The sequence below is a fragment of the Flammeovirgaceae bacterium genome (genome assembly GCA_015180985.1).
Classification (GTDB): domain Bacteria; phylum Bacteroidota; class Bacteroidia; order Cytophagales; family Cyclobacteriaceae; genus UBA2336.
The window spans coordinates 1,319,326-1,344,325 of the sequence record CP054185.1 but is presented as its reverse complement, the minus strand read 5'-3'; the positions used below and the strand labels follow the sequence as shown (position 1 = coordinate 1,344,325).

Genomic DNA, 25,000 nt, shown 5'->3' with positions numbered 1-25,000 from the left:
TTAAAAGATGTAACGGATACCGAACTGTAACTGCCACCTGCCGCCTACGGTTTGCAACGGGATGTACGATTCACTAAGGGCTGTACCATCTGCATTTGTGTCAAAAGTGTACACAGGTTTTCCGGTTGTAGCTGTCCACGGGTTACCGTTACCATCAACCGGTGCAGTTACTGTTCCGGCTGTGTGAGGAGACTCGTAACCGAGGAAGCGGATTAACTGGGTGCGGGCCGGATTCTTAATCAGACCCCATTCTGAGTTAAGCAGGTTCAGGAAGTTCTCAATGTTTGCTGAAAGCTGCAAGGTGTGTCTTCTGCCACCGGCATCAATGTAAAAGTCTTGCAAGAAATTAAGGCTCAGATAATTCACCCATGGCGACAGCGTTCCATTACGTTCAGCAAACTGACCTCTGCGGCTATTCAGGTATTTATCCTGTTTAATGTAATTATCCAGTTGGGTCCATATTTCGTCCAGCGAACGGGTATCGTTGGCGCTGCCGGTGCTTAACACAATTTCCGATTGGTTGCGCGGTATATAAATTAAATCATTACCGGCAATACCATCGCTGTTCGGATCGCCCTGATAGGTGTACGAGAAATTATTTCCGGAGCGAGCCTCCAGGCTGAATCCTATTGTTGAAGCAAAGTGTTGCGCGTATTCTTTACGATACGACCCGTAAGCAATTACACGGTGAGGGGTGAGTGTTCCGGCATACGAAAGCTCAGGGTTGTTAGGACCATTAACATGCGCCTGCGAACTGAAAATGCTTCCGGCAGTAGATGCACTTTGCGGGTTAACCTCACGAGCATCGGTGTAGGTATAGGCAACTGAAAGTTCAAAATCTCTGGAGAATCGCTTCCTGAACTGAGTGGTTACGCTCCATTGATGTCCTTTATTGGTATTATCAAGCACCAAGGCCTGGCTCACATCACCCTGCACGCGCCTGTCGTTGGCAATAATGGCTCTGTCGAAAGTGGTGTTAGCCGGCACCGCACCGAAAAGCGGACGGCCGTCACCATTCAGCTTAGCCACGGCCGGTGCAATGTTGGCATCGCGGATGAATACGGCATTGATGTCTTTGGTTAAAATGAACTCAAGCGTTCCAACAATACCGAAAGGCAGTTTCTGATCAACTGCCAAGTTGCTTCGCCACACCTGCGGGAACCGGAAATTTTTCGCAAGCGTATTGATGCCGGCAACAACCGAAGGTCGGCCAAAATTCCTGTCAAGCGGATTGGTAATCAAGGCCGGCATACCGGCATTCAGATCAGCAAACTGCTCGGGTGAAGCAACATAGGGAGTTGTAGAGAAATTATAGGGAAATCCATCACCGGTTACATCAAACGGAACGGCTGTTGAGTTAAACTGGCCAAAATATAATCCGTTATTGCTAACAGCGTTTGAAAGCCACACAAACGGAACACGGCCTGTAAGCACACCGGTACCGCCACGCACCTGGGTAGAGCGGTCGCCTTTAACATCCCAATTGATACCCACGCGTGGCGACCAGAGCGGCCGTACTTCGGGCCAACCACCTACACGCAATTGCTCACCATTAAAATCTAGCCTGTTTACATAATTGTTAACGGGCAGGTCTGTAAGGTAGGTGGGTATATCAACCCGCAATCCTCCTGTTATTTTCACTTTGTTAATCCCGGTGTATTCATCCTGAACAAAGAAGCCAAGTTGAAGCGCTGACCACTCAACTGCCGAAGCATCGGCACCGCCAGGTACGGCAATGTATTGTATGGTGTATTGCGAAGGCCGGGCCGTGGCTGTTGTTGCCGGGTTAGCATCGGCATAAAAATCAGCAAGGCTGTTATAGCGGTAAACACCATTTACAATAGCCGTAAACCGGTTTTTGAATTTATAAAGTTCATTGGCCGTACCCAGTGTAATAACATGGTTCTTCTTATAAATCGAGAAGTTGTCGTTTATCTGGATAACATCCTGGTTGAGCAGGTTATTTTTGGTAAACGGGTCGGGCCCAAAGGAAGTCATGTTCTGTCCGTTCGGTCCGATAATATCCACCAGCGGGAAATCGGGCACTGGTTTACCCCCAGCATTTTCGCGGAAATCGCGGAATGCACTATAACCAACCACAAGATTGTTAGAATACTTGCCTTCACCGAGCACCGAGTTCAATTCGGCCGTAATAGAGTATTGATTATTGTTGATGCGGTAGTAAGAAGATGAGAACGACAACACGTTATTGTTGTTACCACGACCACCAGGAGGACCTCCAACAAAGCCCCCCGATGTGCTTGGTGGTTGATCTTGAAATGCGTTAGTAGCATTGCCGCGAACAGTTAATTTATGATTCTGACTTAGGTTGTAATCCAGCCGTACAACATAACGTAAACTATTTGTTTCACGGTTAAAATTTTTGTACACGCCTGGATCGTAGCCGTAGTTGTTGATTAGAAAATCACGCAAACCGGCTAACCCCGTTTCCGGATCATTGTCATCGGTTGCCTGTGTCTTCCCAACCGTTGATTCACTGCTGTTGGCCCGTACGGGGTTGGTATAAAATGGTTCGGTACGTTTTTCCCACTCGATATTAGCAAAGAAAAAGGCCTTATCTTTAATGATAGGACCCCCAACCCGCACTCCATAGTTTTGATTTTTAAAGTCCGGAACAGGTATTTCCTGGCCGTCCACTTTCTTTCCGGCCATTCCTTCATTGCGGAAAAAATAATATACCGAGCCACTATAATCATTTGTTCCACTACGGGTAACCGCACTTATTCCGGCACCGGTAAAATTACCCTGGCGAACATCGTAAGGAGAAAGTGAAACCGTCATCTCCTGGATGGCATCTAAACTAAACGGGGTTGTGTTCGACTGGCCGGCAGGTAGTGGATTAAGACCAAAAACGTTATTTACGGTTGCACCATCAATTGTCAGGTTATTGTAAAGGTTACTTCTTCCACCAAAGGAGAAGGAACTACCGCCCGCCTGAGGTGTTAACCGGGTAATATCACGAAAATCACGACCAATGGATGGAAGTCGTTGAATGTCATTGGTGTTGAAGTTTGAGGAGGCACCAATTTTATCGGAGTTTAACACCGGGTCTTTGGTAGCCGTAACCACAACTTCCGATAGCTCGGTAGCTTCATCCAACAGCACAAAACTGAGTACAAGTGTTTGGCCAAGCTGCAGGTACACGTTTTCCTCTTTCTGCTCTTTGTAACCTACAAAGGTTACTGTAACAGTATAGGGGCCTCCAACACGCATAGCCGGAAAGTTGTAATAGCCATCGGCACGTGTAGCTGCACCATATTGCGTACCCGAAGGCGTGTGAATGGCTACCACGTTGGCACCCGGAATAGCTTCGCCCTTTGTGTCTTTAACAACACCGGTCATCGATGCCGTAGTTACCCCTTGCCCCATGGCTCCCGTCAGAGCCAGAAGGCCAAAGGCTGCGAGTAGTAAAATTCTCCTCATAAATACTTGGTTTAGTTAGTTGTATAAAAAGCCTTCAAAAATATCCGTTTGGGTGGCATGTGCGTTTACTGCACCTTTAATTCTTTCCACATTTTGTTTACAAAAAAGTAACACCGCTTAAATAGCCACTCGCATAAAAATTACCTATCTGCTTGTTTAATACTGAGTTAATAATTCTCTTTGATTTTAACTCTAATCGTATGAAAACCCTGCCCTTCCTGCTGCTGCTTGGCCTGGTAATCAATACCGCTCAGGCCCAACCGAGTTTATCGTACTACCTGCCCGAAGGCGTTACCTATAACCCGGCCATACCCACCCCTCAATCGGTTATCGGGCATGAGGTGGGCGAATGGCACATCAGCCACGACCGCCTGGTAAACTACATGTATGCACTGGACGGGGCTTCGGATAGGATTACCCTTGAAGTTACGGGCTACACCCATGAAGCACGGCCGCTGCTGCTGCTTACTGTTACCAGTCCGAAAAACCACCAGAACATTGAAGCCATTCGCAACCAGCATCTGCAACTCACCGACCCATCCCGTTCCGGAAATCTGGATATAAAATCCATGCCGGCCGTATTCTACATGGGCTTCAGCATTCACGGCAACGAAGCCAGTGGAAGCAACGCGGCATTGCTGGCTGCTTATCATCTGGCTGCAGCCGAGGGAAAAGAAATTGAAGAGTACCTGACCAACACGATCATTTTGTTCGATCCGAGTTTCAATCCCGATGGGCTTCACCGCTTTAGCAGTTGGGTTAATTCGCGCAAAAGCAAAGTCATTTCAGCCGACCCGGCCGATATGGAGCACAATGAGCCCTGGCCAGGCGGAAGAACCAACCACTACTGGTTTGATTTGAACCGCGACTGGCTCGTAGCCCAGCAGCCCGAGTCGCAGGCCCGTATTAAAAAATTCCACCAATGGAAGCCCAACGTGCTTACCGATCATCATGAAATGGGTACCAATGCCACCTTTTTCTTTCAACCCGGTGTGCCTTCGCGGGTACATCCGCTCACGCCTGAAAAGAATCAGGAACTGACTCGAAAAATCGGTGAGTTCCATGCCAAAGCGCTTGATAATATTGGTTCATTTTATTACACCCAGGAAGGCTATGACGATTTTTATTATGGCAAAGGCTCAACCTTTCCGGATGTTCAGGGTGCCATCGGCATCTTATTTGAACAGGCCAGCTCGCGCGGGCATGCCCAGGAAAGTGTAAACGGTGTTCTTCATTTTGCTTTTACCGTGCGTAACCAGTTCACTACGGCCCTCAGCACCCTGAAAGCAGTGAATGCCTTGCGCGAAGACCTGTTAACCCACCAGCGCGAGTTTTTCAAAAATGCAGTAACCGAAGCCGCCAAAGATCCGGTGAAGGCAATTGTGTTCGGATCGAAGGATAAGGCAAGGGCCTACCACCTGGCCGAGATAATGATGCACCAGCAAATTGATGTATATACACTGCCCTCATCGCAAACCATCAACGGAAAAAATTTCGATGCTGAATCCGGTTTTGTTGTGCCGCTCAATCAGCCTCAATACAAGCTCATTAAAGGCATGACAGAAAAGCGAACCCAATTCAAAGACAGTATTTTTTACGACATCTCTACCTGGACGCTGCCCCTGGCCTTCGGTATGGACTATGAAGAATTAAAAGTGGCGCCCGCGTTGGGGCAGAAGCTCACGGAACTAAAAATGCCGGCCGGCAAACTCGTTGGCGAAGTGGCACAATATGCTTATGTGTTCGAGGCCTACGGTTACTATACACCCCGTGCGGTAAATCGCCTGCTGCAAAACGGCATCCGGGTAAAAGTAGCCACCGACCCGTTCTACCATCCATCCGGCAAAAAGTTTGAGCGCGGCTCTTTGTTGGTTACAGTTGCCGACCAGGGCAAGGTAGCCGATCAACTGCAATACCACATCAGGGAAATAATTGAAAAAGATGGGATTGACGTGTACTCGTTTAACACCGGTCTGGATTATAAAGGGGTGAGTCTCGGAAGCGGTACCTTCCAGGTTTTACGCAAGCCGGAAATTGCCCTGCTGGTTGGCGATGGCGTTAGTGCCAATGATGCCGGAGAACTCTGGCACCTGATGGATGTACGCATGCACATGCCGGTAACCGCGCTGCCTGTTGACGTACTGAACCGCACCAACTTAAATCGCTACAACACCATCATTTTTTCGGCCGGCAACTACTCCGGCATAACCGATGCCACCAAAGAACGGCTGAAAACCTGGGTGCAGAATGGCGGAGTAATCATTGGTTTTGACAATGCCCTTACCTGGCTTACCACAGCCGGGCTTGGAAAGTTCGACTTGAAAAAAGATGAAGCTTCCGATAAAAAAACAGAGCAAACCCGGGCCTATGCCGATATTGAAGAGTACCGGGGCGCCCAACAGAGCCCGGGGGCAATTTTTGAAGCTACAGTTGATTTATCCAATCCGTTGCTGTACGGGTACACCGGCACCAAGATCCCGGTGTTTAAAGACAACAACCTGTTTATGGAGAAATCAAAAAATCCGTACGGTAATCCGGTGGTTTACGGATCCTCTCCATTACTGAGCGGCTACATCTCCAACCCGAATTACAGCAAGCTCAAAAACAGTTCAATGGCCGGCTTTACGGCCCTGGGCCGTGGCCGCGTAATTGGCTTTACTGATAATCTGGCGTTCAGGGCGTTTTGGTTCGGAACCACTAAACTATTTACCAATGCCGTATTTTATGGAAACCTGCTGAACGAGGCAGCTGCCCGATAGTAGTACGTTCTGAAAATTCAGGGTTTAATTTGCAGTTTGCACATAGTGTATGCGCAGGCTGGACGTAATCCTTATCACGCTGATTTTTACTGCTCTTAACGGCTGGGCTCAAAACCCCAATGGAAGGAACGGTCTGGCTGAAAATAAAATATCGCGAAAGATAATTCGCAGCATAACCACCAACGAAAAAGATACCACCATCAATCAGAAAAGCGAGCAGGCTTTTATGCCCTACCAGGGCCGAATCATTCGTAAAATCATAATACAGAAAATCGGTTTTGAACGAAGCATTTACGACACGACCAAACGAAAAATCGCTAACGACATTACACGCATAGCCAACAGCCTGCACACCAATACGCGTGTTCAGGTCATAAAAGATAATTTGTTCTTTAAAGAAAAAAAGCCCTTAGACCCCTACAAACTGGCTGACAATGAGCGGCATCTGCGTGATCTGGATTTCATTCTCGATGCAACCATCCTGGTACGGCCGGTACGGAGAACCCGCGATTCTGTGGATGTACTTGTTGTTACCCGGGATGTATTCAGCCTGGGTGGAAGTTTCACGCCTTCGTCAACCGATAGGTACCGGTTTGGCATTTACGATGCCAACCTGGGTGGTTTAGGGCAACGGATCGAACTAAACGCCCTGTATGATGCCGACCGCGACCCGACCCTCGGAACACAATTTCTGTATTCAAAGAATAGTGTGGGCGGAACATTCATTAACGCTACCGTTTCGTACACTCAACTGAACAACGGCTCAAGCCTTGGGCTGGAAAACGAAAACGCTGTTTTTTTACGGCTCGACCGTCCATTAGTGTCGCCCTATACCCGCATGGCGGGAGGTATCGAGTTCAGTCAGAATTGGTCTGTCAATGCCTTTAATAAACCGGCAACCGATTTCCGCGAATACCAATACGGCATTCGTGATCTGTGGATTGGTTATAACATCGGAGTTAAAAACAGAATGAAGAACCGCAACCGGCATTTTGTTGCCTTGCGTTCTTTTAAACAACATTTTAGCGATAAGCCCTGGCAAGCCGTGGAGCAGGATAATCCGCTCTATAATAACAAATCATTTGTATTGGGTGAGGTTTCCTTTTTTAATCAAAATTTTTATAAAACACGCTATATCTATGGTTTCGGGCGCACCGAAGACATCCCTTACGGCAGGCAGCTTACGCTGTTAGCCGGAAAGGTAAGCCAACTGGGGCGCAACCGCCCGTACCTGGGTGCCGAGCTGATAAAATCATTTGTTCAAAAAAATGGCGACTTCTATTCATTTACATTAAGTGCCGGTGGCTTTTATTTTAACGACAGAGTTGAAGATGTTTTGCTGCTGGCCAATGCCTCGATGTTTAGCCGCATCATCGACATGAAGCGATTTAAACTACGCCACAGCCTCGCGGCTACGTACACCACCATCCTTAAACCGGCAATTATATTTCCGTTACAGATAACCAGCGAATTCGGACTTAAACAATTCCGTGCCGACAGCCTGTTGGGCAATAAACGCCTCGGCATCCATGCAGAAAGTGTATTGTTTACACCGCTTTCCATATTGGGTTTTCGTATTGCGCCCATACTTTTTGCTGATGCGGCCTTGATTGCCCCACAAAATCAAAACCTGTTTAGGCAGCAAGCCTATTTTGCTTTAGGCGGTGGCATTCGTACCCGAAACGAAAACCTGGTATTCGGAACCATTGAACTAAGGTGTTATTACTTCCCGGTAGTTGTTGAGGATCTCTCGCATTTCCGGATAACATTATCCTCCAACCTGCAGGTAAAGTATAGTGCCGGGTTTGTTAAAAAGCCTGCATTTATCCGGTACAATTAAAATCCGCTTGTGGTTTTCCGCTCCAGCGCATAACTTGTTAGCCTTACCGAACCCGCTATGAGAAAGTTATTTATTGTTTCAAGCATACTGGTTACTGCTTTATTACTGGTGTGGAGTTACTTCTGGATTGATGTGCTCCTGTTATTTGTTATTGTCGGGCCTCTGATTTACATGGGTATTGCCGATATGCTTCAGAAGCGCCAGGCCATCAGGCGCAACTTCCCCATCCTGGGGCGACTGCGCTATGTGTTTGAAGACATGCGCCCGAAGATCCAGCAATATTTTGTTGAATCGGATACCGATGGCGCACCCATCAACCGCATTGAGCGCTCCGTTATTTACCAGCGAGCTAAAAAACAAATCGATACCATTCCTTTCGGCACCCAGTTAAACGTGTATGCCGAAGGCTATGAATGGATGACACACTCGGTGTGTCCGCTTGATCACAATAAAATTGATCACAACCCGCGCGTACGGGTTGGCAACAAAGACTGCAAGCAGCCCTACGAGGCCAGCGTAATGAATATTTCGGCCATGAGTTTTGGTTCACTGAGCGGCAATGCGGTAGAGGCACTTAATGCAGGTGCAAAAATCGGTGGATTTGCCCACAACACAGGCGAAGGCGGTATCAGCCCGCACCACCTGAAATATGGCGGTGATTTAATCTGGCAAATTGGCACCGGATATTTTGGAGCCCGCGATGAACACGGAAATTTTTCTCCTGAAGCGTTTCAAAAAAATGCGCTGCGACCCGAAGTAAAAATGATCGAAATAAAATTATCGCAGGGCGCAAAACCCGGGCATGGCGGCATACTCCCTGCTAAAAAGAATACACCCGAAATTGCCGCCATCCGTGGTGTTAAGCCCGGCACCACGGTATTTTCGCCACCTTACCACAGTGCATTTAACTCCCCCATCGGACTTATTCAGTTTGTAAAACAGCTGCGCGAACTCTCCGGTGGAAAGCCTGTTGGCTTTAAACTGTGTATCGGGCGGAAGAGTGAATTCCTCGGCATCTGTAAAGCGATGGTACAATTGGACACATACCCCGATTTCATTACCGTAGATGGCGGTGAAGGCGGCACGGGTGCCGCCCCTCCCGAATTTTCAAACTTTGTGGGCATGCCGTTGCTCGATGCAATTGCATTTGTAGATGATGCATTGCGCGGATTCGGCATCCGCGAACATATTAAGATTGATTGCTCCGGCAAAATCCTCACCGGCTTTCACATTGTACGGGCGATGGCCCTCGGTGCCGACTTTACCAACTGCGCCCGCGCCATGATGATGGCCCTGGGCTGCATTCAGGCGCTTGAGTGTAACAAAAATACCTGCCCCACAGGTGTGGCTACACAAGATCCCTACTTTGCAAAAGGCCTGGTTGTTGAGGATAAAAAGCAACGCGTAGCGAATTACCACAAAAACACCGTTGGCAGTTTTGTTGAGTTGCTATCGTGCGCAGGCCTGAGCCGGCCTGAAGAAATAAACCGTACCCATGTGTACCGCAGGGTATTTATGAATATGGTAAAGACCTATGCCGAAATCTATCCGCCCATACCGGAAGGATGCCTGCTGGACAGTGCCGATGCCCCCATTGAATTTGAATCATACCTGAACCGTGCGAAAGCCGAAAGCTTCGGCACGTAAGCAATAACCTCATGGCAGGCGATTCAGAAAGGTTTACTATCTTTGTAAAACCTTCAAGCCGGTGCTTCGCAAATTTTTTCCGCAGGATAAGAACTACGTTCTCGAAGAAGCACAACTTTCGCTTGAAAAACCGCTGCTCGCCTACCTGGTTGATTTTGTAAAAGTACAGTACCTGTTGCAACATAACCCGCTGGGGGTTGTTGATGAAACCGTTCAGCGCATTCAGCATCATCAATCCGATGACACATCAAAACTCCATGAGTTTTACATGGTGTTGGCCGGCATTTTCCGTTACCGGTATTACAGCGACAATCAACTTACGTTTATCTTCAGCGGTGAAGAGCCCTTTGTTCGCTATCAGTATGAGTGGGAAAGTGAGTTTAAAAAATGGACAAAAGCACTGTGCCTGCATAAAAATTTTCTGATGGGCGTACTCGAACTCACCGTATTCTTTCCGCAGGAAGCAGAGGCCCGGTTTATTGGCGAAAGGCTCGCGGTTGTCGCTGCCGGATTCTTTGAGGTGAAAATTCACCCGCAAAAAGGGATTCAGAAAAAATCAGCTTAACGCTGCGCTAAATCCCTTCAAACAACTGAACACTTTCCATATACTGCGGAACGGCCACATTCCATCCCAGCCGGGTGCCGATGGTTTGGGCGTATGCGTGCAGATCCGCACCTTCACCATGGACTGTAAACGTAATTTTCGGTTTATCTTTAAAGCCGTTCAGCCATCGAAAGAGTTCTGGCATATCGGCATGGCCGCTCATGGAACTGATGTATTCAATGGTGCATTCAACCGGCACCAGTTCACCGAAAATCTTAACGGCCTTTTCTCCATCCAGCAACCTGCGGCCGCGTGTTCCTTCGGCCTGGAAACCGGCAATCAGTACGGTGTCTTCTTTTTTGCGAAGGCGATGATACAAGTGGTGAAGTACGCGCCCGCCCGTCATCATACCGCTGGATGAAATAATAATGGCATTCTTTTTTATGGCATTCAGTGACTTGCTATGCTCGTTTGATCGAACAAATACGAGCATATTTGTTTCTACCTCCTTTACAAACTCCTTCAGGTTAAAAGTCTCTTTCAGGAAGTTAGGGTGCTTAAAAAAGAGGTATGTTGATGAAATCGCCATGGGGCTGTCGATATACACCGGCACATCTGGTATTCTTTTTTCTTTCATCAACTGACGAAGGTGATATAGCAGGCCCTGGGTACGGCCTACCGCAAAAGCCGGTATCAACAGCACACCACCCCGCTGAAATGTTTCATTGGCAATGCGCATCAGGTCAACTTTCGGATCAACGTCTGGGTTGTCTTTGTTACCATAGGTTGATTCAACAAACAACACATCGGCCTGCTCGATGGTGGAAGGCGGATGAAGCATTTCGGTTTGATACCGCCCCAGGTCGCCCGAAAAAACAATTTTCTTTTCCTGGTTATCGCCTTTAATAAAGACTTCCGTAATCGCTGAGCCCAGCAAATGCCCGGCATCGCGAAAAATAAATTCAACATGGTTACTAACTTTAACATGTTCATTGTAACCGAATGATTTAATCAAGGGAAATACAGCCTGTGCATCTTCTTCGGTGTAAAGGGGTTTGGGTATGTCGTGCCGGGAATATCCCTTCTGACGGGCGTATTCGGTTTCTTCTTCCTGCAGTTTGGCTGAATCAATGAGCATAATCTCCATTAAGTCGGCTGTCGGGTGGGTGCAATAAACAGGGCCACTGAATCCTTCCTTAACCAGTTTCGGCAAATAGCCGGTGTGATCAATATGGGCGTGGCTGATAATTACACAATTAATTGTAACCGGGTTTATCGGAAACTCCTCCCAGTTGCGAAGTCGTAAATCCTTTAACCCCTGAAACAATCCGCAGTCGAACAGAAACCTGAAATCACCTGCTTCAACCAGATAACGTGAGCCGGTAACGCTTTGGGCACCGCCCAGAAATTTAACACGTACATTCACCGGACAACCCTAAACGTTGCGTAATTTTTAAGACCCGATTCAGTTATTTGCACCTGTTCAACACGGGCACGGGGTGGACCCTGGCGGCACCAGTCAATAAATTTTTCAAGGCGCCCTTCTTCGCCTTCGGCCTCGATGTACACATTGCCATCCGGCTCATTCCTTACCAATCCGGTTATCCCTAATTCCCCGGCAACCCGTTGCGTGGATGCCCGGAAGAAAACACCCTGAACCTTACCCATCACCAGCAAATTGACATGCTTCATGTTACATGATATAGTCGGTGCTTAAAAATGCTGACTCGCGGTTCTTGATAATCGTGGCAAGAATCTGTTTGTTGGCATCAACCGCTTTGGTGGCTACTACGGTACGAATAGAAAATACCCGTAATGCATCGGCTACCGATAGGGTACCTTCGGCTGAATCTTTACGACCGTTAAACGGAAATGTGTCAGGACCTCGTTGCGACTGGGTGTTGAGGTTTATACGACCCACCTGGTTGTTAAACGCATCAATAAAGCGGGCAATGGTTTTGCTGTTATTGCCAAAAATACTCACCTGTTGTCCGTAATTTGAGTTCACCACATAGTCGATGGCTTCTTCTTCCCGCTCGAAAGGTACAACCGGCACCACCGGTCCAAATTGCTCTTCTGAATAGACCCTCATTTTTTCATTTACAGGAAACAGCACGGCCGGATAGAAGAATGAATGAAGTGCCTGGCCGCCATTTTCATTTAACACACGTGCACCGTGCTGCTTTGCATCATTTACAAGGTCGTTGAGGTACTCCGTTTTGCCGGGCTCAGGCAAGGGCGTCAGGCCAACACCTTCATCCCAGGGCATCCCGGGTTTCAGTTTCTTTACAGCTTCAGTAAAGCGAATAAGAAATTCATTAACGATCTTCTTATGAACAAACAATATCTTTAAGGCTGTGCATCGTTGCCCGTTGAATGACAACGAACCGGTAATGCATTCGCTTACTGCATTGGAAAGGTCGGCATCGGGTAAAACGATGGCGGGATTTTTGGCATCCAGGCCCAGAATGGATTTAAGCCGATGGGGCTTTGGGTGCAGTTTCTTCAGTTCATTGGCGCCTTTGTGTGTTCCGATAAACGCAAACACATCAATTTTTCCTGTTTCCATCAGTGCGCCTACGGTTTCACGGCCCTTGCCATAAATAATATTGATGACTCCGGGAGGAAAACTATCGCGGAAGGCTTCGAGCATGGGCCGGATGAGCAGCACACCGTACTTGGCCGGTTTAAATACTACGGTGTTACCCATAATCAGTGCAGGAATTAAGGTGCTGAAGGTTTCGTTTAGCGGGTAGTTAAACGGGCCCATGCACAGGGCAACGCCCAGCGGCACCCGTCTGATTTGGGCCATAAATCCCTGCTCTTCAACAAGCTTAGCCGAACTGCGGTCAAGCTCTTTTACCGCTTTTATAGTATCCACAATGTAATCGCAGGTGCGATCAAATTCCTTTTCGGAATCTTTCAGCGATTTTCCGATTTCCCACATCAGCAGTTTCACCACTTCGCTTCGTACTTCACGCATATTTGCCAGAAATTTTTCTACATGCGCTATACGGTCTCCGACCGACATGGCCGGCCATACTCCGTGACCAAGCTGGTAGGCACCTACAGCAGCATCTAACGCCTTGAGCGCTTCCGAAGCTGTAAGTAACGGTGTCTTGCCAATTATTTTTTGCTGAAGTCCTTCGGGAGTCTTAATAAATACCGGACTTACTACAGGATTAAGCGGGCCATCCCACTTTTTAAGTTTGCCATTAATCAGGTATTCGCGCTGCTCCAGAAAGGTAGTGGCATGAGATTGGGGGATTGCTGATTCCTCCGGAAAAATTTCGGATAAAAATTCACGCATGTGTTGTGGCAATTTTATGGTGATTGAATAATGCTGATACCCGATGAAGTGCCCAGTCTGTCAGTTCCGGCTTCAATCAGTTGTACGGCTTGCGCTCTTGTCTTAATCCCACCGGATGCTTTAATGCCCACTTCGGCAGGCAGCGATTTGCGCATAAGCCTTACGTGCTCCACAATTGCACCGGCCGAAGCAAAACCGGTAGATGTTTTAACGAAATCGGCTCCGGCATCGGCACATAGTTTACAGGCCTGAACAATTTCCTCAGCAGAAAGATACGCGGTTTCAATGATAACCTTTAAAATTTTGTGTTGATCGTGCAGCACTTTTGCGCACTTAGCCAGTTCAATCTTTGTCCAGGGGATGCCCGTTTTGAATGCTGAAATATTCCACACCACATCCACTTCATCGGCTCCGTTATCGATTGCACGCTTGATTTCGTCAAGTTTGGTTTCCGTCATGTTGTACCCCAAGGGAAAACCGGCTACGGTTACCAGTGCAATCGTATCGCTGCCGATTTCGCGCCTGGCACGTTTTACCCAGAATGGCGGAACACAAATGCCAAAAAAACCAAATTCACGGGCATCGGTTACCAGTTTATCTATTTCCCGAATGGTAAGGGTAGGCGAAAGGTTGGTATGTTCAATGCGGGAGGCAATATTCATCCTCCCAAGTTACAAACAGAAAGACACGAATTAAAAGTTAATGGCGGATACCGCAGACTTTGCAGAATTTCATTTTTTCAGGCGGCCGCTTTTTTGGCGGACGTTTGTGCCCGAAATACATGGGATCGGAATTTTCGGGCTTTGCCATTTCTTTTTCGTGCTTGCGTTCCTGCCTGGCAAGTTGCTCCATTCGATCATAGAATCTGTCGCGGGCATCGTACGTAATTTTTCCGGCCGATTTTTTATCACTTTTCTTTTTTTCGGGCTCGTAGTTTTTTGTTGGGTAGTAAGGCTCCAGTGAACTGGGCTGCGGCTGGCTTTGGTTGCTTTGAGCCTTTTTTTTCTTTTTACCTGGTTCCGCTGACTTTTGTGCCAACAGGTTCAGGCTTCCGCACAGCATTATTACTATAAAAAAGTACCTCCACATCATGCAAAGATAACAACTACAAAGCGTGCTAAAAATTGCCTGCAATACGGCAAATGAACATGTAAAGCCGTTTAGTCGCCACCTGAACAGATAAAAAATGCCGGTTACCCGGCATTATACATAATAGTCTTAACTTCCTTTGGCCGCCAGCATGCTTTGCTGCCTGCGGTATACCCACGGAGGAGTGGGATCTTGTTGCTCCCATAATCCGATATTTCTGTTTCGTGCCCGGTTCTCAATATCCTTCAGGGCTGCCACAGAACCCTTTTCAGCGGCCCAGGCCAAACCGCGCGAAAGTAAATCAACACGCAAGTCAACATCATTCACAAAAACAATGGCTACGTAATTACCCCACCGATCTTTGCCCTTCATTTCGACCACAATCTCCTTTAACAGAATCATTTTTTCCAGGTGAAGTTTAGCGTCCTCACCGAATTCCTGGCCCAGCTCAGGGCTATCAATACCGTGCAACACCACACGGTATGATTCGTTTGTTTCGGTTACAACTTCCAGTGTGTTTCCGTCAATAACCGAAGTCACCCGGCCGCTCAGAATTTCATTGGCAAACAACCAGGTGCTGCAGAAGGTAAATACAGTGATTGTGATGATCGTTTTCATAATCCTGAGTTTAAAAAGTTTAGTCAAAAGTAAATCAACGCTTCGGGGCAGGGCGTGCGATGTGGCCTGCCACCCATTGCACGTAAGGTTTTAACCAAAACTGATGATTTCAAAAATTGAGCCGGGGGGAAAAAATCCGGAATGCGCTAAATTTATGCATGCCGCACGAATAGTTATTCCCAAACAGGGAGTGAGTATTCTTTAGTTACTACTTTTTACAATACTGATCGATTTGATAGCGGGCTTTGGCATCGCCAAGTTCAACCGCCTTGCGCCAATCGAAACAGGCCTTGGTTTTATCCTGTAATTGGTAGTAAAAATTTCCTCTCAACTTATAGTACGAGGCATTTTTAGGCTCTACGCGGATAGCCTCATCCAAATCAGAGATGCCGGCACCAACATCACCCAGTTCGGCTTTGCAGGTGGCCCGGTTGTAGTAGGCCAGTCCATCATCGGGGTTCAGGGCGATTACATGATTATAATCAATAACAGCTCCTTCAAAATCCTGGATGCCTTCCCGAATCATACCCCGGTTAAAGTAAGCGTTGGCGTTATTCTTATCAAGGCCGATGGCAGTGGTTAAATCGGCTATGGCTGCCTTGCTGTCGTCAAGACTCAGGTATGCATGCGCTTTATCAAGGTATAACTGAACGGAATTTTCGCCTGCTTTCTGTGCGGCCTCAAAATCCTTTATGGCTCCCTGAAAATCTTCTGTTTCCAACAGCACCCGGCCCCGCTTGTACAAAGCCACTTTATCGGAATTGTTAGCGGCAATAATTTTATTGAAATACTCCAGTGCCACCACATAGTTCTTCATGTTGTAATAGCTGTCGGCAAGCAGTTGGTACAATGCTGGCTCCGGCTTTTCCATCATTTTTTCAACTGTGCGAAAATCTTTGGCGGCCTGGTCGTACCGGGCGCTGTTAAACCAGGCCTGGCCTCTATTCTCGTAAGCCCGTGCAAACTGCGGATTAAGGGTTATTGCATACGAGAAATCGGTAATGGCATCTTTGTAATTTTCCTGTACCAGGTAGGCTTTACCCCGGTTGTTATAGAGCACCGGCTCTTTTAATCCCAGCGTAACCGCTTGCGAATAACTTTGAATGGCATCGGGCAACAGGCGCAATTGAAATTGGGCTTCGCCCCGGTGGAAAAAGGCAACGGCCAGTTTAGGATCTTTCTCAATGGCGCTGTTAAAATTTTTCAAGGCTTCGTCATAGCGTTGGACTTCGTAGTTGCAAACGCCCAGCATATCATACGTCAGCGCATTTTGCGTGCCCAGTGCAACTGCACGTTCCAGGTTTGGCCTAGCGTTTTTAAAGTCCTTCAGATTAAAATGTGAGGCCCCCAGGCTTTCGTAAATTTCCGTTGTCCGCACGCCTGCTTCAATAGCTTTAGTTAAATCCGGAATAGCCTTTTCGAATTCCTTCATCTCATAAAAACTCCGACCGCGGGCCGCAAAGAAGCGGGAATCGGTACCTCCGGCTTCGATAGCTTTAGTTAAATCAGCCACTGCGGCTTTATAATCCTTTTGCTGAAAACGGGATACTCCAAGCAAACCAAATTCATCCGGGCCGGCTTCGCCTTTTGCAGCAACAATTACCAGGTCAGCAATTGTTGCGGAATAATCATTCAACTGAAATTTTGCTGTTCCGCGGTTTTTCAACGCGGTAGTATAATCCTTCCGAAGGGTAAGTGCACGGTTAAAGTCTTCAACTGACTCTGCCGCCTGGCCAAGCGAAAGTTTTGCCTTACCCCGGTTGTTGAAAATTACTTCATCATTAGCCCCTAATGTGATGGCTTTATCATAGGTCTGAATAGCCCCCTGAAAGTTGTTTTGTTTGAACCGCAAGTTTCCGAGTTGGTAGTAAACCTCCTTGTTGGCACTGCCCATGGTTACTGCCTTCTCCAGCACAGGCAAGGCTTCTTTATCCTGCTGTAATGCCGCGTAGGCTAATCCGAGCAGTTCATACACTTCGCGGTCATCGGTGCTTTTCTGAGCAATCTTTTGAAGATCGGCTACAGCCTGCTGGTATTGTTTTAACTGCGCATACGATTTTCCTCTCCGGATGTAAAGGGCATCTTCCTTTTCACCACCAGCTTCGGCCTGGGTTAATGCTTCTGCGGCTCCTTTAAAATCACCGCCCTCATAACGAAGGTATCCGGCATACAGCATGATTTTACTATCCTTCAGGCCGGTTTTAATTGCAGTTTCAAGTTTTGCTTTTGCCTGGTCTAATTGTTTTGTGTGGTAGTAAGCAAGGGCCGTCATCCGCAGGATTTCGGGTGTTTCCCCTTCAGCTTGTTTCGCTTTTTCCAGGTCGTCAATGCAACCCGCAAAATCAGTCGTTTGAAAACGGGCCGTGCCCCGGTTAAGCAACGCTTTGGAATAATCCGGGTTGATTTGCAGCGCTTTCGAAAAATCGGCAATTGCACCGGGTAAATCGCTCGTGCCCAGTTTGGCTTTTCCCCGGTTGTTAAACGTAACCGCATCTTTGTCAGCCAGCGCAAGGGCATTATCGTACTGCTTTATTGCACCTGTAAAATCATTTTTTAAAAGTCGGATGTCACCCAGGTTCCTGAAAGCCTCAGCATCTTTTATACCTCCGTCAATCGCCTGTTCCAGATCGGTTGCCGCTTTGTCGTAATCCTTCTGATTAAAAAGTGCGTTGCCCTTCATCAGGAATATGTCAGGTGCAGTACCGCCCAGGTTAATTGCACGACTCAATGATTCAATAGCGGCCGCATATTCCTTATTTTGATACTGGCATTTTCCTAAATAACTAAAAACCTCTTTATCGGATGCACCCATGGATACTGCGGCTGTTAACGCACGCATGGCATTGGTGCAATCGTTCTGGCGGGCCAGGCTTATGCCCAGCATGGCGAACACCTCTTTATCCTTTACGCCTTTGGTTACAACTTTGTTCAGCGCCTCGGCAGCCCCTGCATACTCTTTCAGGTTGTATTTTGCCACACCGGACTTCTGAAAAAACTCCGTATCGCTTCGGCCCGATGCGATTAACTTGTCAAAATCTTCAATACTCCCTTTCCAGTCTTTCAGCAGGAAACGCACCTCTGCCCTGTTTTCCAAAGCTCTGTCATAACCCGGTTTAAGTTCAAGTGCTTTATCAAAATCAGCAACAGCGCCTTTGTAATCCTGCTGGTTGAATTTTGCTTTGCCACGGTTGTTGTAAACCACAGCATCGTAAACTCCTTTGGCTACCGCTTTATCATAGTTGGTAATAGCCTCCCGGTAGTTCTCCATTCTGAATTTTATGTTAGCCAGGTTTACAAAAGTCTCCTCCCTGCCCGCGCCCATACTGACGGCCCGTTCCAAATCGGTTAACGCCCCCTGGTAGTCGTTAAGATAGGCTTTGGCATTTCCACGAAATTCAAACAGCTCAAGCGAACTTATTCGGGCTTTGGCGGCCTCATCAAAATCAACCTTGGCTTTTTCGTATTCTTTCTGAAAGAAATTGGCAATACCTCTTTTTACGTACACTTCCTTATCGGAAAAGCCGGAATTGATAAGCTGAGTAAACTGACCTACGGCCGCGGGGTAATCTTTAGCAGAAAACTTTTGCAATGCCTGCTGGTATTGGGCCTGCTGAACAGAATCTGTTTTTTGAGAAAAGGCCGAACAGGCCAGCACAACAAATGAAATAACTATACCTGCTTTCATATTTTCAGACTATGCAGGACAAAAGTATTAAACCCGGCATTGGCAAATTGTTGAAAATGCCTTAAAAACTAACCTGACCAGATTTAAGCTTATCGTAAAAAGGAATAGGCGAAATAGCCCAGGATTGCTATAAAAATGGCAACCATCAGGTAGCCGAACAATCTGGCCCTGCCAAAGTAATGACGTACAGGCAGTGTTTTCTTCATTGCGCCAGGTTATCGAGTATTGACAACAATACAAAAGCAAGGGCAGAGAGCGCCAAAAGGATCACGAAATCCTTTGCGCGGGTATACACTCCACTAACTGAAATTCCCTTTTTCATAGTGTATAAGGATTGCTAAGTTAAAGTAAAACTTTAAATAGTCCTAACCGATTCTTCATAACATCAGAAAAGGCAGTCAAAACGCATATTTTCTGCGGTTAACTGACACCGGGTGCTATGCCTAACTACGCCAGGTGGGGTTGCTTGAACTCCTCAAAAAGGAAGCCACATCCATAACAATGAGGCAAGGAAAAATGTGCCGCTATAAGTGGATTACTTCGCCATAAGCCGCAGCAGCCGCTTCCATTACGGCTTCGCTCATGGTAGGGTGCGGGTGAACCGCTTTAATAATTTCATGACCGGTAGTTTCCAGTTTCCGGGCCGCAACCACTTCGGCAATCATTTCGGTAACGTTAGCGCCAATAAAATGAGCGCCCAGCCACTCGCCATACTTGGCATCGAATATTACCTTCACAAAGCCATCAGGGGCCCCGGCTGCTTTTGCTTTGCCGGATGCGGTGAACGGAAATTTTCCGACTTTAACCTGGTACCCCGCCTTCTTCGCGGCCTCTTCGGTATAACCCACCGAAGCAATTTCGGGCGAGCAGTACGTACATCCGGGAATGTTATTGTAGTCCAGCGGTTCGGGGTTGTGACCGGCAATTTTCTCAACGCAAATAATTCCTTCGGCCGAAGCCACGTGGGCCAATGCCTGGCCTTTCACAATATCGCCAATAGCATAAACACCGGGTACATTGGTTTTATAAAATTCATCCACCACTACTTTGCCTTTATCGGTTTTTACACCAATTTCCTCAAGTCCTATTCCTTCAAGATTTGCCGTAACACCCACGGCCGACAACACCACATCGGATTCAATTTTTATCTCACCGGATGGTGTCTTCACCGTTGAAACACAACCCTTGCCTTTGGTATCCACGGCCATTACTTCTGAACTGGTGTAAATGGTAATGCCTGCTTTCTTAAAAGACTTTTCCAACGCTTTCGAGACCTCTACATCCTCCACGGGTACAATGTTGGGTAAAAACTCAACGATCGTAACCTCCGTACCAATGGCATTGAAGAAATACGCAAACTCAACCCCAATAGCACCCGAGCCCACCACCAGCATCTTTTTAGGCTGTTGTTCAAGCACCATCGCCTCGCGGTAGCCGATGATTTTCTTGCCATCAATTTTCAATGCGGGCAATTCGCGCGAACGGCCGCCCGTTGCCAGAATAATATGCTTTGCCTCGTAATCAGTTTTCTTTCCGTCTGTGCCGGTAACTTCAACTTTACCGCCTTTCTTTAATTTACCGAAGCCAGCGATGTGATCGATTTTGTTTTTCTTGAAGAGAAACTGAATGCCTTTGCTCATGCCTGCTGCCACCTCGCGGCTGCGCTTTACCATGCCCGCCAAATCGGGTTTAGCATCCTTAACTTCAATGCCGTAGTCTTTTGCATGTTTGATGTACTCAAACACATTGGCGCTTTTTAATAACGCTTTGGTAGGAATACAACCCCAGTTCAGGCAAATGCCGCCCAACTCCGCTTTTTCAACAACACCAACCTTCAACCCCAATTGCGAAGCACGAATAGCGGCAACATAGCCACCCGGACCGGAACCAATTACAAGGACATCGTATTTTGACATAGCAAGGAAAATTTTTGGTGCGCCAAAGATATAACTTCTTAAGCGCTTATGAACGCGGTTTTTGGCAGAAATGGCTATTTTTGACGCAATCCAAATCATCACGCATGAAACTCCTACAGGGAAAAACCGCACTTGTAACCGGTGCATCAAAAGGAATAGGCCGGGCCATTGCTCTTCGGTTTGCCGAGCAAGGTGCAAATGTTGCCTTTACCTACCTCTCCAGTGTTGAACAAGGCCAGGCCCTTGAGGCTGAACTGGCTTCAAAAGGAATCAAAGCCAAGGGTTACCGATCCGATGCTTCGGATTATGCCCAGGCCGAAAAACTTATAAACGATGTGGTTGCTGATTTCGGATCATTGGATGTACTGGTAAACAATGCCGGCATTACCATGGACAACCTGTTGCTGCGCCTGAATGAAGAAGCCTGGGATAAAGTGATTAATGTTAACCTCAAATCCTGCTTCAACACGGTAAAGGCCGCTACCAAACCCATGATGAAACAAAAAAGTGGTTCCATCATTAACATGACATCGGTTGTGGGGTTAAAAGGAAATGCGGGCCAGGCTAATTATGCAGCCTCAAAGGCCGGCATTATCGGCTTCACTAAATCAGTGGCATTGGAACTCGGTTCGCGCGGCATCCGCTCTAACGCCATTGCTCCCGGGTTTATCGAAACAGAAATGACCGGCAAGCTGGATGAAAAAACCGTGCAAAGCTGGCGCGATGCCATCCCGTTAAAACGTGGAGGAAAACCCGAAGACGTAGCCGATGCCTGCGTGTTCCTGGCGTCTGATATGTCCTCGTACATTACGGGGCAGGTGCTTCAGGTTGATGGCGGCATGCTGACCTGATATGAAAACAGACGTTCAGAAAATCATCGACATTGTTTCGCACACTTACGAGAAAAATGCCTGGCATGGCCCGGCCGTAAAAGAAATGCTCGCAAAACTTAAACCTGAACATGCAACTTTACGCGTAGGCAACAGCCATTCTGTTGAAGAGCTTATTCGCCACATGGCTGCCTGGCGAAATTACGTGATTAAAAAATTGCAGGGAGATGAACACTTTGAACTTTCTGATGAAGACAACTTTCCAACACAAAAAAACTGGAATGAGGCTATTCGGTTGCTGGAAGAAAGTCAACTAATTCTGATAGAGACACTACAGCAAACTCCGGATGATTTATTGTGGCAAAAGGTGCCGGGCAGGCCGTTCAAGTACTTTACCATGCTTCACGGCATAATCCATCACGATGTGTATCACATCGGACAGATTATGCTGATTATGAAAGGTTACGGCCTGGCATAAGGCGGTTTCGGAATACATAGCCACCGGCAATCACCACCAGCAAAGCCAAAACGTACCAGTACCATCGAAAGGCTGAAGGGAATTCAATCGGATTGGTTGTGCCGGTTAAAATAAAGCCTGACCAAAAGTAAGGATGCGCATATTCCGGGTTATCGCGTACAAACTCCTGGCGCGCCAATTGAAGCGCCCTGTCCTTCGTCTCGCCTTTTTTTAAATACCGGTAAAAGTTTACCATGATCTTCGAAGTTGCTTCATCAGGCACTTTCCATAAACTGATTACGGCTGAAGGAACACCCGCGTACGCAAAACCTCTTGAAAAACTCATAATACCCTCGCCCCGGTGTAATTGCCCCATGCCGGTATTACACGCGCTGAGTACCGCCAAGGTTGAATTTAACTGCATCCCATATAATTCACCGGCCGTCAACGATTGCTCAGCAGAATCTGCTACAGTAAAAATCATCTCCGACATCATGGGGTTTGCATCGTTTACTACCGCATGCATAGCCAGGTGCAATATTCTATAATCAGGTGCATGTTTGATGAAATCGGTTTTACCGGCCGGGTTGAAAATTTTGAATTTTGAACGAATCAATTTTGCAATAGAAGCTACTTCATGCTCGGCTCCTTTCAACACCGATAACGCTTCATTGCGTGTAGCAAGTTGAACGCCCAGCTTCGGGTTACCTGAGGCCACAAAACCGGCAAAGAAATATTTTGGATCAGGAAGCTTACGCTGCAGTTGCTCATGAAGGTACGTTGCCGAGTGCGCATAATAAACCGCATAGTTGTTGTTCAAAAAACTATTTTGTTGGTCAGATGACATCAGCACTTCAAAAGGAATATACCCCAACAATCCATCCGGGATGATGATTAATGATTTCATATCGCTGCCCAATTCGGCCAAACAATCATTCAACAAAAGGTCATACAGTTCGCGGGCAGGATTAGTAAAACTGGCGGCTGAACTTCTTGTTAAAGCTGACTGCAGCTTATTTATCAGATTGGTGAATTCTGTCGGCAAGGGTTTTACCTGCATATACATTTTTGACCTGGTGAACCCGGCAACCGCCAGTATCGAATCGCCCGTAAAAAATTCAATCAATACTTCACCGGGCTTTAGTAGTTGCTGCTGAATAGTTTGCATGGGTACAACCGAGTGATCGAAGCGAAGCCGGTAGAAGTCGGCCGCCTTGCTTCTTATCTGGCTGAGAAGCACGCTATAATCGCTCTTTATCGCAGCATAGCGCTCGCGCACTGATTGCAATTTATCAGATTGGTTCCGGGCTGATTCTGTTCTAAATATTTCCTGTTCAGCCCATAGCATTTCCGCTTTCAATTCCTTTTCGCGCTGGAGCCATTCCGGCTCAATACCGGAAAAGCGGTTTACCAGGCGGAGGTTTTCAAGCAGCAAAATACCTTTGCTTTTATCCATAAACCAAAAGCATTTTTCAAGGTACTGCCTGTCACCGGTTAGGCGATACAGCCGGTGGGCGATGCGGATACCATATTCAAAAGCGCTGTAACTTAACTCTGATAGAATAATCTTGTCTTTGTCAAGACTGAATTCATTGGCGGTGCTGTCGAACAGGGCTACAGCCATTTGGTTTGTGTTCAGTGCATGGATAAGATGAGCCCGGTTAGCCGACTGTTCAAAAAGGCGCAAAAGCACTTGCGTTTTTTTATGCAGGATATTGAAGAGTTCCTTTTTTGAAATTGTTCCAACGATGATGGAGTTGCCGGCAGCGCCTTTCTCCACACGGGCCGCCAACTCCATTTCTGCTTTCTCACAATAGGCAAGGGCTTTTGCATAGTTGCCCGATTGGGATGACCATTCGGCTTTAAGCAAAAATGTACGGGCCACATGCAACGGGTCCCCTTCCAGTGGTTTGAAATTTGCCTCAGCCTGCTCAATGTATTTGTTTGCCTCGTTCAGATTTCCAAGACGCAGATTCAGAACACCAAGCCGGTAGTATATTCTGCCCTTAAACAGATTATTTACGGAGCGAAGGTGTATGAGCGACAGCGCCTTTATCATGGCCATCATGGCGCTGTCCGGATGCCCGATTCGTTCGTAATAGCCGGCCTGTGTTTCATATAAACTGATGGCCACCCGGGCATGTTCTTCAGGCCACAATTGAAGCGCTCTTTTTAACGAGTCTTCCGAAAGTTTCAGGTATTTACCGGTCTGATTAAAGTCACGTTTCTCTAAATAGGTAAGCGCTAGATTTCTGTAAACAACCGGAAAGCCCGGTCGGTTTGAACAAATCAGGTAGGGTATACTGGAAAGCTGCTCATTCACCGAGGCTTCAAATTCACCAAGATCACGGTGTATGGCTGAAATGTAGTTTGATTGTAAATAAATTTCATAACATACCTCAGGTGTCTGCGCCACTTTCATCAATTCAGCTTTTATATTCAAAAAAGACTCCAGGGCCCTCTTATTTTCTCCAATAGCAAGATGATACTGAGCCCTTGGAAATTCCATATCCAATTTCATTTTGCTTAACTCCTCCCTGCTAAAGTGTTGTTTATTCTTTATCAGGAGCTTTTCAAGCTCAACAATGTATTGATTCATCTGTTGTAGCCGGGAAAAGGCCAGGCAGGATTGAATACGAAGCTTGTAAAGTTCAATCAGATCAGCATTGACAGTTGCAGTACTGTCAGTAAAAAATTTCTCGGCTTTTAAAACAAGTTGCTGGGTTCTGTCAAAATCGCTGTACCACACCAACATGGCAGAATCCAGCAACTTGCTGATTTCGGAATGCTGGGCCTGTGCAAAAAATGAGGGAATAACAAACACAAGCCAAACGGGCCGAAACTTCATAGGTTGACCGTAT

The 25,000-nt window shown here is 47.1% G+C and carries 16 protein-coding genes; 6 read left to right on the top strand and 10 right to left on the bottom strand.

Annotation, left to right across the window (positions count from 1 at the left end):
* A complete protein-coding gene (locus HRU69_06350; GenBank protein ID QOI98844.1) occupies positions 1-3,390 on the bottom strand; it encodes a TonB-dependent receptor in 3,390 nt (1,129 codons plus the stop codon).
* A gap of 254 nt (positions 3,391-3,644) precedes the next feature.
* Between HRU69_06350 and HRU69_06345 the strand changes: the two genes are divergently transcribed.
* The 4 genes from HRU69_06345 to HRU69_06330 all read left to right on the top strand — a co-directional run bounded on the left by HRU69_06345 (position 3,645) and on the right by HRU69_06330 (position 10,255).
* On the top strand, positions 3,645-6,203 hold the full coding sequence (locus HRU69_06345; protein ID QOI97133.1) for a zinc carboxypeptidase: 2,559 nt from the start codon (positions 3,645-3,647) through the stop codon (positions 6,201-6,203).
* A gap of 49 nt (positions 6,204-6,252) precedes the next feature.
* Entirely contained in the window at positions 6,253-8,043 is a 1,791-nt protein-coding gene (locus HRU69_06340) for a hypothetical protein (GenBank protein ID QOI97132.1), read from the top strand.
* 57 nt (positions 8,044-8,100) lie between these two features.
* Positions 8,101-9,690 carry an FMN-binding glutamate synthase family protein gene (locus HRU69_06335; protein ID QOI97131.1) on the top strand — a complete coding sequence of 530 codons (1,590 nt, stop codon included), beginning with the start codon at positions 8,101-8,103 and terminating at the stop codon, positions 9,688-9,690.
* Between the two features lie 61 nt (positions 9,691-9,751).
* A complete protein-coding gene (locus tag HRU69_06330; GenBank protein ID QOI97130.1) occupies positions 9,752-10,255 on the top strand; it encodes a hypothetical protein in 504 nt (167 codons plus the stop codon).
* A gap of 7 nt (positions 10,256-10,262) precedes the next feature.
* Here the strand turns inward: HRU69_06330 and HRU69_06325 are convergent, their stop codons facing one another.
* The 8 genes from HRU69_06325 to lpdA form a co-directional block, all read right to left on the bottom strand.
* Positions 10,263-11,660 (bottom strand): MBL fold metallo-hydrolase, encoded by a 1,398-nt coding sequence (locus HRU69_06325; protein ID QOI97129.1) that lies wholly within the window; start codon positions 11,658-11,660, stop codon positions 10,263-10,265.
* Positions 11,657-11,926, bottom strand: coding sequence for an acylphosphatase (locus tag HRU69_06320; GenBank protein ID QOI97128.1), 270 nt, complete (start codon positions 11,924-11,926; stop codon positions 11,657-11,659). The genes HRU69_06325 and HRU69_06320 overlap by 4 nt, the downstream gene beginning before the upstream one ends.
* Position 11,927: 1 nt before the next feature.
* Positions 11,928-13,544, bottom strand: a complete 1,617-nt coding sequence (locus tag HRU69_06315; GenBank protein ID QOI97127.1) for an NADP-dependent glyceraldehyde-3-phosphate dehydrogenase — start codon at positions 13,542-13,544, stop codon at positions 11,928-11,930.
* Positions 13,545-13,558: 14 nt separating this feature from the next.
* Positions 13,559-14,206, bottom strand: a complete 648-nt coding sequence (gene deoC, locus HRU69_06310; protein QOI97126.1) for a deoxyribose-phosphate aldolase — start codon at positions 14,204-14,206, stop codon at positions 13,559-13,561.
* A 37-nt stretch (positions 14,207-14,243) separates the two neighbouring features.
* Positions 14,244-14,633, bottom strand: a complete 390-nt coding sequence (locus HRU69_06305) for a hypothetical protein (protein QOI97125.1) — start codon at positions 14,631-14,633, stop codon at positions 14,244-14,246.
* A 129-nt stretch (positions 14,634-14,762) separates the two neighbouring features.
* Positions 14,763-15,251, bottom strand: a complete 489-nt coding sequence (locus HRU69_06300; GenBank protein QOI97124.1) for a thermonuclease family protein — start codon at positions 15,249-15,251, stop codon at positions 14,763-14,765.
* Between the two features lie 208 nt (positions 15,252-15,459).
* Positions 15,460-18,936, bottom strand: a complete 3,477-nt coding sequence (locus tag HRU69_06295; GenBank protein ID QOI97123.1) for a tetratricopeptide repeat protein — start codon at positions 18,934-18,936, stop codon at positions 15,460-15,462.
* Between the two features lie 524 nt (positions 18,937-19,460).
* Positions 19,461-20,852, bottom strand: coding sequence for a dihydrolipoyl dehydrogenase (gene lpdA, locus HRU69_06290; GenBank protein ID QOI97122.1), 1,392 nt, complete (start codon positions 20,850-20,852; stop codon positions 19,461-19,463).
* Positions 20,853-20,956: 104 nt separating this feature from the next.
* Here lpdA and fabG point away from each other — a divergent pair, with 104 nt between their 5' ends.
* Both fabG and HRU69_06280 read left to right on the top strand, forming a co-directional pair.
* Positions 20,957-21,703 carry a 3-oxoacyl-[acyl-carrier-protein] reductase gene (gene fabG / locus HRU69_06285; protein QOI97121.1) on the top strand — a complete coding sequence of 249 codons (747 nt, stop codon included), beginning with the start codon at positions 20,957-20,959 and terminating at the stop codon, positions 21,701-21,703.
* 1 nt (position 21,704) lies between these two features.
* The gene (locus HRU69_06280) at positions 21,705-22,160 is read left to right on the top strand and encodes a DinB family protein (GenBank protein ID QOI97120.1); all 456 of its coding nucleotides are present in this window, start codon (positions 21,705-21,707) and stop codon (positions 22,158-22,160) included.
* Here the strand turns inward: HRU69_06280 and HRU69_06275 are convergent.
* The gene (locus HRU69_06275) at positions 22,135-24,987 is read right to left on the bottom strand and encodes a CHAT domain-containing protein (GenBank protein QOI97119.1); all 2,853 of its coding nucleotides are present in this window, start codon (positions 24,985-24,987) and stop codon (positions 22,135-22,137) included. The two genes, HRU69_06280 and HRU69_06275, sit on opposite strands and share 26 nt — an antisense overlap.
* Positions 24,988-25,000 lie beyond the last annotated feature (13 nt).

What these genes read in the sequence shown, in the direction of transcription:
- HRU69_06350 (QOI98844.1), bottom strand. Translation starts at nt 3,390, where the DNA reads ATGGGGCAAGGGGTAACTACGGCATCGATGACCGGTGTTGTTAAAGAC.
- HRU69_06345 (QOI97133.1), top strand. Translation starts at nt 3,645, where the DNA reads ATGAAAACCCTGCCCTTCCTGCTGCTGCTTGGCCTGGTAATCAATACC.
- HRU69_06340 (QOI97132.1), top strand. Translation starts at nt 6,253, where the DNA reads ATGCGCAGGCTGGACGTAATCCTTATCACGCTGATTTTTACTGCTCTT.
- HRU69_06335 (QOI97131.1), top strand. Translation starts at nt 8,101, where the DNA reads ATGAGAAAGTTATTTATTGTTTCAAGCATACTGGTTACTGCTTTATTA.
- HRU69_06320 (QOI97128.1), bottom strand. Translation starts at nt 11,926, where the DNA reads ATGAAGCATGTCAATTTGCTGGTGATGGGTAAGGTTCAGGGTGTTTTC.
- HRU69_06315 (QOI97127.1), bottom strand. Translation starts at nt 13,544, where the DNA reads ATGCGTGAATTTTTATCCGAAATTTTTCCGGAGGAATCAGCAATCCCC.
- deoC (QOI97126.1), bottom strand. Translation starts at nt 14,206, where the DNA reads ATGAATATTGCCTCCCGCATTGAACATACCAACCTTTCGCCTACCCTT.
- HRU69_06305 (QOI97125.1), bottom strand. Translation starts at nt 14,633, where the DNA reads ATGTGGAGGTACTTTTTTATAGTAATAATGCTGTGCGGAAGCCTGAAC.
- HRU69_06300 (QOI97124.1), bottom strand. Translation starts at nt 15,251, where the DNA reads ATGAAAACGATCATCACAATCACTGTATTTACCTTCTGCAGCACCTGG.
- HRU69_06295 (QOI97123.1), bottom strand. Translation starts at nt 18,936, where the DNA reads ATGAAAGCAGGTATAGTTATTTCATTTGTTGTGCTGGCCTGTTCGGCC.
- lpdA (QOI97122.1), bottom strand. Translation starts at nt 20,852, where the DNA reads ATGTCAAAATACGATGTCCTTGTAATTGGTTCCGGTCCGGGTGGCTAT.
- fabG (QOI97121.1), top strand. Translation starts at nt 20,957, where the DNA reads ATGAAACTCCTACAGGGAAAAACCGCACTTGTAACCGGTGCATCAAAA.
- HRU69_06280 (QOI97120.1), top strand. Translation starts at nt 21,705, where the DNA reads ATGAAAACAGACGTTCAGAAAATCATCGACATTGTTTCGCACACTTAC.
- HRU69_06275 (QOI97119.1), bottom strand. Translation starts at nt 24,987, where the DNA reads ATGAAGTTTCGGCCCGTTTGGCTTGTGTTTGTTATTCCCTCATTTTTT.